The 15344-nt window shown below is 33.9% G+C and carries 8 protein-coding genes; 7 read left to right on the plus strand and 1 reads right to left on the minus strand.

The genetic code is table 11. The annotated features are described in order from the left end of the window. The 7 genes from N3C_RS14855 to N3C_RS08905 all read left to right on the plus strand — a co-directional run. Positions 1-273: hypothetical protein (locus N3C_RS14855; protein WP_207648617.1), on the plus strand; the 273-nt coding region annotated here is incomplete at its 5' end. Continuing rightward, the gene (locus N3C_RS08880; protein WP_083604490.1) at positions 215-907 is read left to right on the plus strand and encodes a CatA-like O-acetyltransferase; all 693 of its coding nucleotides are present in this window, start codon (positions 215-217) and stop codon (positions 905-907) included. The genes N3C_RS14855 and N3C_RS08880, both read left to right, overlap by 59 nt. A 20-nt stretch (positions 908-927) precedes the next feature. Beyond that, positions 928-1527 (plus strand): 5' nucleotidase, NT5C type, encoded by a 600-nt coding sequence (locus N3C_RS08885; RefSeq protein WP_083604491.1) that lies wholly within the window; start codon positions 928-930, stop codon positions 1525-1527. Positions 1528-2309: 782 nt separating this feature from the next. Beyond that, entirely contained in the window at positions 2310-5681 is a 3372-nt protein-coding gene (gene pulA / locus N3C_RS08890; RefSeq protein ID WP_074365680.1) for a type I pullulanase, read from the plus strand. A gap of 326 nt (positions 5682-6007) precedes the next feature. Next, on the plus strand, positions 6008-9475 hold the full coding sequence (addB, locus tag N3C_RS08895; RefSeq protein ID WP_074365681.1) for a helicase-exonuclease AddAB subunit AddB: 3468 nt from the start codon (positions 6008-6010) through the stop codon (positions 9473-9475). After that, entirely contained in the window at positions 9475-13296 is a 3822-nt protein-coding gene (gene addA / locus N3C_RS08900) for a helicase-exonuclease AddAB subunit AddA (RefSeq protein ID WP_074365682.1), read from the plus strand. The genes addB and addA overlap by 1 nt, the downstream gene beginning before the upstream one ends. A 44-nt stretch (positions 13297-13340) precedes the next feature. Continuing rightward, a complete protein-coding gene (locus N3C_RS08905) occupies positions 13341-14009 on the plus strand; it encodes a zinc dependent phospholipase C family protein (protein WP_074365683.1) in 669 nt (222 codons plus the stop codon). Between the two features lie 45 nt (positions 14010-14054). Here the strand turns inward: N3C_RS08905 and N3C_RS08910 are convergent, their stop codons facing one another. Beyond that, positions 14055-15332 (minus strand): sensor histidine kinase, encoded by a 1278-nt coding sequence (locus N3C_RS08910; RefSeq protein WP_074365684.1) that lies wholly within the window; start codon positions 15330-15332, stop codon positions 14055-14057. Positions 15333-15344: the final 12 nt, after the last annotated feature.

A 15344-nucleotide genomic window follows, 5' to 3' on the forward strand; every position in this document is an offset into this window, starting at 1 on the left:
CCACTTCGTCATCCAGAGATAAATAGAATTCCACAAATGAAAGCTTACAATAAAGCTGTATCCGTTGATTTTCTAAAGAAATCATGCATAGGGTTAATTAACCATTCCCCATACTCTAAAATTAAGTATGAAACAAATTATTATGGAGAATATTTAGATGAGTTGGGTGTTTTTACTTTGACAGGTGAGTTTTTTTTACGGTACTTGTTCAAAAATGGATTGTACGGTAAAAATAGTGAGGTTGATAGAGTTGGATTATGTAGACAGCAATAGAAGAATTGTTAGTTTAGATGACTTAGATAGAAAAGAATCATATGAGTTTTTTTCTAAATTTCAGAAATCATATTATGGAATTGGAACAACTCTATGTATAGATGGAGTATTACACTATAAGAAAAAATACGGAGTTTCATTTTATTGTATTATGTCATATGCACTTCTAAAAGCATGTAACAAAGTAATTAACTTTAGATATAGAAGAGAAGGGGAAATTATCTATTTATATGACAATATTGCATGTAGTTGTACAATACTAAATAAAGATAAGAATATTGAATTTACTAATTGTATTTACTATGATGAAGATATAAAAAGATATCAGATTGAATTCGAAAAAAAGAAACAAGAGGCATATGAAGGAAAAAAACAATCGGATTTAAAAAATAAGCTTAATTTGATATATATATCCGCAATGCCATGGTTTAATATACGATATATGGATAATGTAAGAGCAGATACAAGGGATGATACAATACCAAGATTTACTTATGGAAAATATTTTGTTTTGAATGGCAGTTACTATTTGGACTTATCTATGGAAATGAGTCATTTATTTGTGGATGGCTATCATGTCCATCTACTGATTAGTCAATTGGAAGAGATTTTTGATGAATTAAAAAATCTGTAAATATTTTCAAAAAAGAGAGAATGAAAAATATGAAGATAGGTTTTGATTTAGATGATGTTTTATGTGATACATATTCTATCATTTTGGAAGAATCACTTAGATATCATTGTGAGGTTTTGAAAAGAAAAGCAATAAAAAGAAATATTTTTGAAAGTAAGGGGGATTACTTTTATTTTGCAAAATCCTTAAGATGGGGCGATAAGGAAACAGAAGATTTTTTTTATGATTTTTATCCTGAATTTCTAAAAAGGTGTATACCATACGATGGAGTAGTTGATATACTAAAGAAATTAATTAATCGTGGAAATGAAGTGCATATTATTACAGCTCGGGAACGTAGAATAAATGAAGATGTTTTTAGAATTACTGAAGATTGGCTAATAAAATGGGGAATTTCTTATAACTATTTAAATTTAGGGGAAAAAGATAAAAGTGAATATATTAAAAAAAATGGAATAGACATCTTTGTTGATGATTCTTGGGATAATTGTAAAAAAGTATATAAAAATACTGGATGTAAGGTATTTCATATGATCTGTCCGTACAATAAATATGGAGAATATGATTATAACAAATATGAAATCATACCAATAACTCAATTATCAGAAATGAAGTTTTAATAACGTATTGCTACTGATTTATTGATTAGTATCATTGGACTTTTTATTAATTCATTGAGGTGCTGGTTGTAAGTGTTATATTTAAAAAGAGAACACTTCTGCTGGTACCTTTTTTCTTATATCATGTATCTTTTTTGTATAAATCTTTATTGTTTTTATTAGTATTTTAGTTTCATTTTTGGCCTTTAGCTTTATTATTTCCCATTTAATTTTTAGTAAATTAGAAGTAGCCTTTAAAAATCAACTGGTAATAATAACTAATCTAAAATTAAACATATCTAATTGGTTTTATGGAAATCAGTAATCAAAATGTTGAGAAGAAAATTAAATTTAATCACAATAGTTGTTATGAGTATGCATTAATTAATGAAGAGGAACATAAGATTATCTATGTATTTACTTAATTTGTTAATGAGAAAAATATTAAGTTCGATAAAAAGTATCTGTCAAAGAATTTTGCTAGTGGGGAAAGTAAGGAGTCTTTCAGTATCTATTATACTTATAAGCATGGTATTGCTGGGTACTTTGAAAGACATAAACAATAAGTTATTAATACTGATAAGTGTTTCTCGAGAAACTTCTGCAAATTTAATTTTATCGATGTTTTACCTTATTAAACTTTATAAGAATAGTTATAAATTTAAGAAAAACTACAAAATAATGCTTATTGCTCTATAGTAATATTACATTTTATCAAAAAAAAGTATTGTAAACGTTTGCTAAAACAGGGTGCTTTGTGCTATTATATTATTGTAAAGGTTTTAAATTTTAGGAGGGATAAGATGAAATTAGCAAAAAAGAAAATGTTGGCAGTCTTTTTGGCTTTTGCTATGATACTTACTTTTTTTCCTATTAAAAAGATAGAACCAAAGGCTGAAACTGCACAACAAGCTAATGCGGTTGTTAAAATCCATTACAAAAGAGATGACAATAATTATGAAGGTTGGAATCTCTGGGTATGGGATAAGGCCAATAATGGAGGTGGATCCGTCTATGAGTTTATTGGACAAGATGATGACGGAGCATTTGCTGTTATTGAAATGCCTACAACAGCTGTAGGTATTATTGTTAGGACAAATGATTGGGCAAAGGATACAGGTGATGTTATTATAGATACTTCTGATGGAGATAAGGATGTATACATAACATCTACAGGCAATGCTGATACAGCTAAGATTGAAATTAAGCCATTACAGTTTAATTATGATACTGTTAATGTTAAGGTTCACTATTACAGATTTGATGAAGACTACACCAATTGGGACATTTGGGCTTGGGTTGAAGATAGTAACAAAGAAGGCCATGGTGGAGCTAACTATGTGTTTACAGGTAGTGATAGCTATGGTAAAGTAACTTCCATTACTTATAATGACATGCAAGGAATAGGAAAGATTGGATTTATTGTTAGAAAAAATGATTGGTCCGATAGAGAAAAGACTGATCTTAATGGTGGTGATAGAATAATAAATCTAGCTTATGCCGATAAAAATGGTAATGTTGATGTTTATGTACTTCAAAAAGAACCTAAAACTTTCTATGCAGAAAGCCAGGTTGATAGATCAAGAAAGGTACTAACTGCAAGAATGGATTCTCTTAATGAAATATACTTCGAAGTTAATGTACCTGTAGATAATAAGGATTTAGTAACTTTAAAAGAAGGGGAAGAGGTTGTAACTGCTGAGGTAACTCTAAGCGATAATAGAAGAAGCGGTACTATAAAGACTGCAAACAACCTTGATATGACTAAAAAGTATACTATTTATGTTGACCAGTATCAAGAAAAAATAGTTTCCTTAGGAAAGGTTATGGGAAGCGAAGGCTTCAAAAATTTATATCATTATGATGGAGAATTAGGTGCTATTTACACTAAGGAAAAAACAACTTTCAAGGTTTGGGCACCTACTGCTGAAAATGTTTCCTTAAAGCTATATAGACAAGGAATAGGTGGAGATGCTTTTGAAGTAATCAGTATGACTAGAGGAGATAAAGGGGTTTGGTCTGCTGAAAAAACTGGAGATATGGCTGGAACCTTCTATACCTATGAAGTAACAGTAGCTGGTGAAACAAAGGAAACTCAGGACGTATATTCAAAGGCTGTTGGAGTTAATGGAGATAGAAGCATGGTTGTAGACCTATCTACTACTAATCCTGAAGGATGGAATGCAGATAAGGGACCTAGTGTTAAAAATCAAACTGATGCAATAATCTATGAGGTTCATATAAGAGATATATCAATGGACCCAGATTCAGGAATACAGCTTAAAGGAACATATAAAGGCTTTGTTGAAGAAGGTACAAAGAGCACTGAAGGTGAAGCTACAGGAATAGATCACCTTAAGGAAATGGGAGTAACTCATGTTCACATTCTTCCTATGTATGATTACGCTACTGTAGATGAAACTAGGATGAATGATGAAAATTATAATAAGTTTAACTGGGGTTATGATCCTAAGAACTATCAAGTTCCAGAAGGAAGTTATTCTACAGATCCTTATTCAGGAACCTTAAGAATAGAAGAAATGAAGGAAATGATCAAGGCATTACACGATGCTGGTATCGGTGTAATAATGGATAGTGTATATAATCACACTTATTCATTAGAAGATTCCTGCTTCACAAAAACTGTACCAGGCTACTATTATAGACAGAACGAAGATGGAACCGTTGCTAGTACTTCTGGTTGCGGAAATGATACAGCTTCAGAAAGATCCATGTACAGAAAATACATGATTGACTCTGTAACTTATTGGGCTAAAGAATACCACATAGACGGTTTTAGATTCGATCTTATGGGTATTCACGATATAGAAACTATGAATTTAATAAGAGAAGCTTTGGATGAGATAAATCCAGAGATCTTAATGTATGGAGAAGGTTGGGATTTAGGTAATGTACTACCTCAGGATCAAGAAGCGCTAAAGGTTAACATGAAGAGAATGAATACTAGAATTGCTGCCTTTAGCGATGATATGAGAGATGGTTTAAAGGGACATGTATTCACAGCAGATTCCGGTGGCTTTGTAAACTACAATGGAAAGTGGAATAAAGACGATGGAACTCCTTACACTATGGCAGAATTAAAGGAGCTTGTTAAATTTGGTATTGTTGCATCAACCTATCACGATGGTGTAGACTACAGCAAGATCTACTATAGCTCAGAACCATGGGCTAAGGAACCAACACAAACTGTTAACTATGTTTCATGCCACGACAATAATACTCTTTGGGATAGAATTTGGTTATCACAACCTAATGCATCTGAAGAAGAAAGAATTAAAATGGACAAGATGGCTAACTTCTTCGTTTTAACTTCACAAGGTATAGCCTTCATACATGCTGGAGAAGAAATGCTTAGAACAAAGCAATCATCAAGATTCAACGCAGAAGATGGTATTACTACAGAAGACTTTGTTGATAACAGCTACAATTCTCCAGACAGTGTAAACTTAATAGATTGGTCAAGAAAGAGCCAGTATAAAAATGTAGTAGAATACTACCAAGGCTTAATCAAATTAAGAAGCCAGCATCCAGCATTCAGAATGGCAACTACTAAAGAAATTCAAGATAACTTAACATTCCTTGATACAAACGATAGCACTATAGCTTATACTATTTCAAATAATGCTAACGGAGATGCGTGGAAGACTATAGTAGTAGCAGCTAATGCTGGAACAGAAGAAACAGAAATTGAATTGCCAAGTAGCAATTGGACAATAGTTGTTAATGGAGAAAAGGCTGGTGTAACAGCTCTTGGGACAATTGAAGGTAATAAGTTAACAGTTCCTGCAAGAACAGCAATGGTACTTGTAGATACTGATAGTTACAATGGTGATAGTAAGCCAGATAATCCTGATGAACCAAAGAATCCAGAAAGTCCAAAAAATCCAGAAAGTCCAAAGAATCCAGATGATAATCAAGGAAATAATCCAGATGATTCTAATGCAGGTAAGATAAAGGATAAAGATGATTCTAAGTCAAATAATCAGGATAACTCAAAAGTAATAAAGGATTCAAATCAGGGTAAGGAAGAAAGTAAGAAGACAGAAGGCAAACTTCCAAAGACCGGTGGCATTCCTCTAGCAGATATTATGATAGCTGGATTAGCAACTATGTCTGGTGGAGCATACATGGTATTTAGGAAAAGAAAAAAATAGGTGCGGTTAACTTGATTTAAAATAATTTAAAATTAAGGGACGGTTCACAGAAATTAGCATAAAAATGGCTAAAGCTTTGAACTGTCTCCTTTTTACTTTAATATTTACTTGGTTTATATACATACAGGACCGTGGCGAAAGCCACTTTTTTATTGCCTAAAAGTATTAAATCAACTGAACCGTCCCCAAAATTACAATAAATTAAGTTAACCGTCCCAATTTATAGATTGAATCGTCACATATAAGGTATAATTAATTAATAAGCATAATAAGTAGGTAAAGAAATATAATGATTAATTAAATAGATATAAACAGGAGTGATCTATATGAGTTTAAGGCTTATATACGGAAGAGGAGGCAGTGGTAAAAGTCATTATTGTCTTCAAGATATAAAAGAAAATATAAACAAGAATGTAAATCATAAGCTTGTACTTATGGTTCCAGAGCAATATTCCTTTCAGTCAGAGCGAAATCTTTTAAAGGTAGTGGGAGTTACAGGTATAATTAAGGCAGAGGTTTTAAGTTTTAAAAGGCTTGCCCATAGAGTTTTTAATGAGGTGGGAGGTCTTACTTTAAAGCGGATAAATGAGCCGGGAAAGGCTATGCTTATATACAATATTATGGAGGAGTTAAGCGCAGAGCTAAAGATATTTGGCAGAGCTAGTAAGCAGCAGGGTTTTGTAGATATAGTGGCGGAAACTATTAAAGAGTTTAAACGATATAATATTACTCCAGAAATAATAGATAGATCCTTGAAAGGTTTAGAGGATCAAGAGTTAATCTATAAGATGGAAGATTTAAAAGCAATCTTTGAGAAGTTTGAAGAGACTCTTCATAGGGAGTATATAGATTCAGAGGACGTAATTACCTTGTTAGCTCAAAAGCTAGATGAATCTACGGAGTATGATGGGGCGGAGATATGGATAGATGAGTTTTCTACCTTTACGCCTCAGCAGTATTTAGTTCTTGAAAAGCTTTTAAAGAAATGTAGTCGTGTTAATATTACTCTGGCTGGAGATGGTATAACAGTAGAGGATAATATAGATAATACTGATATTTTTTCTGTTACTAAAAAAACTACGGCAAAGTTATTGAAGCTTGCTAAGGATAACAATATAAAAGTTGAAAAGCCTGTTAATTTAAATGATAGGAGCAATCCTAGATTTGGAGATAATCCAGAACTTAGACATATTGAAAAATATTTTTACGCTTCTCCTTACAGCTATTATAAGGATGAAGTTAAGAATTTGAGGATATATAAGGCATTTAATAATTATGATGAGATAGAAGTGGTGGCTAGGGATATAGTTAGGTTAGTTAGGGATGAAGGCTATAGGTATAAGGATATAGCTATAGTTTGCCGTGAGTTAGAAAGCTATGAAAATATAATAGCTGCCATATTAAATGAATATCATATACCTTGCTTCTTGGATCAAAAAAGAACCGTTAGCGGCAACCCTTTTATAGTATTTATAACTTCTGTTTTTGATATATTCACAAAAAATTGGTCCTATGAGGCTGTTTTTAGATATTTAAAAACAGGACTTACGGGCATCAGCATGGAAAACCTAGATTTATTAGAAAACTACGTGCTGGCTAATGGAATAAGAGGAAAAAAGTGGACTAAAGAGGAGTTTTGGAACTATAAAATCAATTACGGTTATGAGAAAGAGGAAAACACCCAGTACGAAACCTATATATTAAATATTGTGAATGAAACTAAGGAAATTATTACTGGACCTTTAGTTAAATTGCATGATAGCTTAAAGGAAAATAATACTGTTAGAGGCAAATGTACAGCCCTTTATGATTTCCTTGTGGAAACTGGCGCCTTAGAGAGGATAGAGCAGTGGACTAATGAATTTAGAGAGCAGGGAAGGATTGAGCTTTCTAATGAGTATGATCAGATTTCAAACATTGTTATGGACACCTTAAATTCTATGGTAGAAGTAATGGGAGATGAAAAGATATCTATAGATAAGTTTGCCCAAATACTATCTGTGGGCTTTGAAAAGAATGAAATGGGACTTATTCCTGTAGCTCTTGATGAGGTTACTGTAGGAGACATAGCTAGAATTAGAAGTCAGGGTGTAAAGGTCCTATACATTGTTGGAGTAAATGATGGAGTATTACCTAGGGTTTCTAAGGAAGAAGGAATTCTTTCTGATAGGGATAGAAATATACTTAGAGAAAAGGGGGTAGAGCTGGCTCCTGATACAAAAACTCAAGTTTTTGAAGAGCAGTTCCTAGTTTATACTACCTTAACTACTGCCTGCAATTATTTAATGCTAACCTATCCTATGGCAGATGTGGAAGGGAAGGCTTTGAGACCTTCTGTGATTATATCCAGAATGAAGAAGATCTTCCCTAAGCTTATAGAAGAAAGCCAGATCACTGAATCTTTAGAGGCAGAAGCTAAGATTGAACTAATTACAGCACCAGAACCAACTTTTAACCAGCTCATAAGTGCTGTAAGAAGGGACCATGAGGGAGAGCAGGTAGAGGAAATCTGGAGTGAGGTTTATAAGTGGTATGACAGTAAAAGGGAATGGAAGATTAAGACTTCAAGAATACTCAAGGGCTTACAGTATAGCAATATTGTAGAAAAGGTAGATTCGGAAAAGGTTAGAGATTTATATGGAAGACCTTTGAGCTTTAGTGTATCTAGACTTGAACAGTATTCCCAGTGTCCTTTTGCTTATTTTGTTAAATACGGCTTAAAGGCTAAGGATAGAAAGGTATATGAGTTTTCTTCGCCGGACCTAGGTAGCTTTATTCATGGCATTTTAGATAAGTTTGCAGACCTTATAAGGATTGAGAAGCTGCAGTGGAAGGATATAACTAGAGAATGGAGCAGGAAAACCATCTCCGACCTGGTGGACGCAGAACTTAGTAGGCAGAGCAATTCTATCCTTAACAGCTCCTCTAGGTATAAATATATGACAGATAGGCTGAAAAGAATTTTGACCCGTTCTGTTAATATTATGACGGAGCATGTTAAAAGAAGCGACTTTGATACTTTAGCCAATGAACTTGTTTTTGGAAAGGGTGGAGACTTACCACCTATAAAACTTAGCTTACCTTCCGGTGAAGAGATTCAGTTAATAGGAAGAATTGATAGGGTAGATTCTGCAGACTTAGAAAGTGGAACTTATTTTAGGGTTATAGATTACAAAACGGGACAGAAAAGCTTCTCCTTGTCCGATGTGTATTATGGACTTCAACTACAGCTTTTAGTGTATTTGGATGCTTTGTTAAGCAATGCTCAATATTATACTGAGAAGCAGGCTATACCAGGAGCAGTTTTGTATTTTAGAGTGGATGATCCTATGATTAGCGGTACTGCAGATATGACAGAAGAGGAAATAGAAAAGGCCATACTGAAAAAGCTTAAGATGAATGGTCTTATCCTTAAGGATGCAAAGGTAGTAAAGAGTATGGATAAGGAAATAGAAGGCTATTCTTTGATTATACCTGCTAGAATGAACAAGGGAGATGTGCTTGGCTCAACTCCTTCTGTGGTGTCCTTGGAACAGTTTAATATTCTTAGGGAATATGTAAGGGATACTATGGTGAGGATCTGTGAAGATATGCTTAATGGTAACATAGAAATACGACCTATTAAAAATAAAAAACATACTGCCTGCAGTTACTGCAGCTTTGCCTCTGTATGCCAGTTTGATCCTTCTATGAAGGATAATAAATATAGATATGTTAACAAGAAAAAGGAAGATGAGGTTTGGAACCTTATGGGGGCTGTGGTAGGAAAATCAGAAGAAGGGAGTGAAGGTTAATGGGAGAAACAAAATGGACTGATGAACAGCAAAGGGCTATAGATACAAGGAACTGCAATCTTTTGGTGGCGGCAGCGGCAGGTTCTGGTAAAACGGCGGTGTTAGTTGAAAGAATAATAAAAATAATTACCAATGAAAAGGAGCCTGTAGATATAGATAGACTACTGGTTGTGACCTTTACTAATGCAGCAGCTGCGGAAATGAGAGAAAGAATAGGAGAGGCTATTTCTAAGGAACTAGATAAAAATCCAGACTCTACTCTCCTTCAAAGGCAGTTAACTCTCTTAAATAGGTCTAATATTACCACTATGCACTCCTTTTGCTTAGATGTTATAAAAAATAACTTTCATACTATAGATTTGGACCCAAACTTTCGAATAGCAGAGGAAACTGAAACAGTGCTTCTAAAACAGGAAATTTTACAAGAGCTTATGGAGGATAGATACGATAAGAATGATAAGGACTTCCTCGCCTTAGTGGAGTGTTTTGGTAGTTCTAAGGACGATAAGCCCTTGGCAGAGCTTATATCTGACTTGTATAATTTTTCTATGAGTGGACCTTGGCCAGAGAAGTGGTTAAGGGAAAAGGCAGAGGAATTTAATGTAGCTGATGATTTTGACATAAGTAATACAGTATGGGGCCAGGTTTTGTTAGATAGCATTAAAATTGATCTTTTCAGTGCTAGAGATAATCTTTTAGCTGTAGAGGAAATCTGTGATGAGACCTCTGGTTTAGAAGGTTATGGAGATACTATCCGGGAGGATCTAGCCCTTACAAATAGGCTGATTTTTGCTCTGGATAAGGATTTTAACTCTCTTTATAGGGAGTTTAAAGCTGTAGAGTTTACTAAGCTTAAGAGGGCTAGCAAAGATGCTGATAAGGATGCCCAGGAAAGAGTAAAGGCTGCAAGAGAAGAGGTTAAGAAAAAGATAAAAGCTATAAAGGAGGAAATTTTTGTACTATCTCCAGATGATATGATAGAAAGCCTTAAGGCAATGTATCCTGTTATGAAGGCCCTTTCACAAATAGTTATTGATTTTGATAAATTATATACTGAAAAGAAACGAGAAAGAGGAATCTTAGACTTTAACGATTTAGAACACTTATGTTTAAAGATTTTAACTGAGGTTAATGAGCAAGGTGAAATTGTACCTTCACCGGTAGCTCTTGCCTTTAGAGAAAAGTTTGAAGAAGTGCTTGTGGATGAATATCAGGATAGTAACAGTGTACAAGAAACTATAATTAATATGGTTTCTAGGAAGCTTACGGATAAACCTAATGTATTCATGGTTGGGGATGTAAAGCAAAGTATTTATCGCTTTAGGCAGGCAAAACCGGAACTTTTCTTAGAAAAGTACAATAGCTATTCCATGGATGAGGAAGAAGCAAGAGAAGGTAGAAAAATTTTGCTCTTTAAAAACTTTAGAAGTAGGCTAGAGGTTGTAAACTCTGTAAACTATATATTTAAGCAAGTTATGTCTAAGACTGTAGGAGAGTTAGATTACACTGATATAGAGGCTCTAAACCTAGGTGCTAGTTTCGATGAAATTGATGAAGAGGGCACTGTGGTAGGTGGAGCTACAGAGCTTCATATTATAGACAAAAGCGGAGAAAGTACTGAGGAGTCGGAAGAAGAAAGCTTTGAGGATCAGTCAGAAGAGGAATTAACTACAAGTAATAGCGGATTGTTAGAGGAAGAAGAGTTAGACAGTATTCAAATAGAAGCTAGATTGGTAGCAAAGCGAATCAAGGAGTTAATCTCCCCTGAAGGTGATTCAGTCTTTAAGGTTTATGATAAGAATTTGAAGGCTTACAGGCCAGTGCGATATAGGGATATTGTAATACTATTGAGAGCTACCACTCAGTGGGCTCCAGTTTTTGTGGAGGAGCTTGGCATAGAAGGAATTCCTGTATATGCTGATTCTAACACTGGATATTTTCAGACCGTTGAAATAAGAACGATAATGTCCCTTTTACAGATCATAGATAATCCTTATCAGGACATACCGCTATTGGCTGTATTAAGATCCCCGATTTTCGGTTTTACACCTGAGGATCTTATTCAAATAAGGATGATAGACAAAGAAAGGTATATTTACGAGAACTTAAAGCTTATGGCAGAAGAAGCTGAATTGGCGGTAAGCTTATTGGATAAGGCAAAATTTTATGAAGAAAGTCTAAAGGAAAAGGTGAATAATTTTTTAAGCTCCTTGGAAAAGTGGAGAAAGATGTCTATCCATATGCCTATAGATGAGTTTATATGGTACTTATATATGGATACTTCATACTATGGATATGTAGGGGCTATGCCTAATGGAAGTCAAAGACAGGCCAATTTAAGAATACTGTTCCAAAGGGCAAAGCAGTATGAACAAACTAGTTTTAAGGGACTATTTAACTTTATAAACTTCATAAACAGGCTCAGAAGCAGTTCAGGGGATATGGGCAGTGCTAAAACCTTAGGTGAGAACGAAGATGTAGTAAGGATAATGAGTATACACAAAAGTAAAGGACTAGAGTTCCCGGTAGTAATTATCTCCGGATGTGGAAAGCAATTTAACCTTATGGATTTAAACAAAAGGATTTTATACCATGAGGAGTTAGGCTATGGACCAGATTATGTGGACTATAATAGAAGATTAACCTTCCCTACAATAAAGAAGATGGCTATAAAGAAGAAGTTCAAATTGGAAAGTTTGTCAGAGGAAATGAGAATTTTATACGTAGCTTTCACTAGAGCAAAGGAAAAGCTCATAATTACAGGCTCTGTCAACAATTTAGAGAAAGCTGCTGAAAGATGGTGTCACGCAGCTAATCAAGGACAAGATTCTGTAGCGGCCTATGAAGTTGTTAAGGGTAAAAACTATATGGACTGGATCGGAATGGCTTTGGCAAAGCATAGAGATGGTAAAATCATAAGAGATATAGCTGGTACTTATGTTAATGTTACTTTGCATGATGAATCCTCTATTTGGCAAGTTAAGCTGTGGAATAAAGAGAATATAATTACTAATAAAAATCTGGAAGTGGAAGATGAAAATGTAGGTGAATCTAATAAGCTTTCTATTGTGGAAGACAATAAAAAGGATAAGTATTCCGAAGAAATTAGAAGAAGGTTGGATTGGAAGTATAAGTACGTAGAGGCATCAAAGATACCTGCCAATGTAAGCGTATCAGAATTAAAAAGAGCGGCAGCAGAGGATCTAGAAGATGGTAGTACCTTTAGCCTTTATAAGTCACAAAATATTAAGAAGCCAAAATTCCTGCAGGAGGAAAAGGGACTTTCAGCTGCAGAAAGAGGAACGGCATTGCATTTTGTAATGCAGAAGCTTAACTTAGATAAGATTTATAGCACCCAGCAAATACAGGCCCAAATAGATTATCTGGTAGAAAAGGCCTTCATAACAGAGGAACAGGCAGCAGCAGTTAATCCTTTTAAAATACTAAAATTCTTTAAAAGTCCTATAGGCCAAAGAATGTTGAAAGTATATAAAGAAAGTGGCAAGATTTATAGAGAAGTTCCATTCTATATAGATATGCCTGCAACTACAATAGATCCATCACTACCAAAGGAAATATACCATAGTGAAATGGTGAGACTTCAAGGTGTAGTAGATACCTATTTTGAAGAGGTAGATGGCTTGGTGTTACTGGACTATAAAACTGACTATGTAGGAGAGGATGTAACGATAGAGGATATTAAAGACCGCTATAGGGTACAAATCAAATACTATAGCGATACCTTGGAAAAGGTAATGGGAATGCCAGTTAAGGAAAGATATTTATATTTATTCTATACTGGTGAGCTTGTACAAATGTGATGAGAATTATTATATAAGTGTATGATAATTAAGGAGGGTGGAAGATGGCAACTTGGATGAGCCATTTTAGAGTAGCAGATTATCTTATAAATAAACTAGATGTTTTAGAAAAAGAATTCATAGTAGGTAATATAGCTCCAGATTGTGGTGAACCTGATGAAATGAGAAGAAAGTTTAACCCTCCTAGCAATGTAACCCACTGGACTCCCAGTGGGTACAAAAGAGATATTGATAGTGAGGCTTTTTATAAAATTTACTTGGAAAACTATAAAGCTTTAAGTAAGAAGAAATTTTCATTTTATCTTGGATATTATGTACACTTGCTAACAGATATACTTTTTACAAAGCTAATTGCCGTACCTAAGGAAGATGAATTTAGTAAAGAGTTTGAGGAGAATCCAGACTTTATATGGACTATGAAGGAAGATTGGTATGATATTGACCACTTATATTTGAAAGGAAATCCAGAATTTTATTCTTTTAAGGTCTTTTCAACTGTGGAAGACTTTCCTAATGAGTATTTGGATTATTATTCTCAGAGGGCTATGATAAAGCAAATAAAATATATAATTGATTTTTACAAGAGTCATAATGGACAAGGATTAGATAAGGTATATAAGTATCTTACTCCAGAGGAAATGGATATTTTTGTAGCTAAGGCCTGTGAAAATGTTGAGAAGGTACTTATAGAAAAGGGCATACTAACAAAATAAATAAGAACTGGCAATTTTATTTGCCAGTTTTTTATCATTTTTTATTTAAGCAATATTTCCCGCCCGTGGCAATTCTACAGTAAAGGTTGTAACCTGGTTTTCTATACTTTTTACAGATATCTTTCCCTTATGTTGATCAACTATACTTTTTGCTATAGCAAGTCCTAGACCATAGCCACCACTAGTTTTTGAACGTGATTTGTCCACTCGATAAAATCTATTGAATATTTGATTTAAATGCTCTTTAGGGATTCCTGCACCAGTATTAGATACGGATAATATTGCTTTATTATTATTTTTAGTTAAGCTAAGAGAAATCTTACCTTTAGCATTGCTATACTTTAAGGCGTTATCTAATAATATCATCACAATCTGTTTAATCTGAGCGTTATTTCCCTTGACTATAAGATTAGGCTCAATATTATAGTCTAGAATCCTATCCTTTTCAAAAATGGCTGCTTCCATTGTCAAAATCACCTCTTCTACCGTTTGGCTTAGATCAAAGTCTGACTGTACTAGCTTTATATCAGAATTATCAACTTGAGCTAGGTACAATAAATCATTGGTTAGTTTACTCATCCTTTCAACTTCAGACTTAATATAATAAACCCATTTAGCTTGATTATTTATAGTGTCTTCACTGTTTAATAAAAGGGCATCTGCATTGGTGTTTATAACGGCCAAAGGGGTTTTTAACTCATGGGAAGCATCGGCAATAAACTGTTTCTGCTTATCAAAGGCCTCTTTAATAGGTTCTATAGCCTTATTTGAAAAGAATCTACTTATAAAGAAAATTACAACCAATGTTATAAGGGCTACAGCGGAAAAAGTATAAATTAAATTTCTTAAATCGTTATAACGGTTAGTCACGTCTAAAAAAACTATTTTATAGGAGGAGCCTACTGGAGACTTGGACACCAAAAACTCCCAATATGCATCTTCAAATTTAAATCTACCACTGTTTTTCTCTGAAGTTAATGCTTTTTCTTTAGCTAGTTCATAAAAATCATCGCCCATATAATATATAGAGGAATAATTTATTATATTATTACTACTATCAATTGCCAAAGTAAAGGATATAGAGGGACCAGGTGAGAAATTTTCAATTTTACCGGTGCCATAAGGTCCGCTGTTTAATTTAGGATTCATTGGGCCTGGATCCATTTTCTTATTAGAGTTTAGTAATCTATTCATTTCCATATTTATATCACGACGCACATTATTATAGTTTATTAAGTAGATACTAGCAAAGGCAGCTAGCATCATAATAGAAATGATAACTAAATTTAAAATTAAAAATTTGTTTCTAAGTTGTTTAAACATATCTAACTCCTC

Source organism: Clostridium sp. N3C (assembly GCF_900095445.1).
Taxonomy (GTDB): Bacteria; Bacillota; Clostridia; order Clostridiales; family Clostridiaceae; genus Clostridium_AU.

Coding starts and splice junctions, on each gene's coding strand:
- N3C_RS08885 (WP_083604491.1), top strand. CDS start 928: ATGAAAAATATGAAGATAGGTTTTGATTTAGATGATGTTTTATGTGAT.
- N3C_RS08910 (WP_074365684.1), bottom strand. CDS start 15,332: ATGTTTAAACAACTTAGAAACAAATTTTTAATTTTAAATTTAGTTATC.
- N3C_RS08905 (WP_074365683.1), top strand. CDS start 13,341: ATGGCAACTTGGATGAGCCATTTTAGAGTAGCAGATTATCTTATAAAT.
- N3C_RS08880 (WP_083604490.1), top strand. CDS start 215: ATGGATTGTACGGTAAAAATAGTGAGGTTGATAGAGTTGGATTATGTA.
- pulA (WP_074365680.1), top strand. CDS start 2,310: ATGAAATTAGCAAAAAAGAAAATGTTGGCAGTCTTTTTGGCTTTTGCT.
- addB (WP_074365681.1), top strand. CDS start 6,008: ATGAGTTTAAGGCTTATATACGGAAGAGGAGGCAGTGGTAAAAGTCAT.
- addA (WP_074365682.1), top strand. CDS start 9,475: ATGGGAGAAACAAAATGGACTGATGAACAGCAAAGGGCTATAGATACA.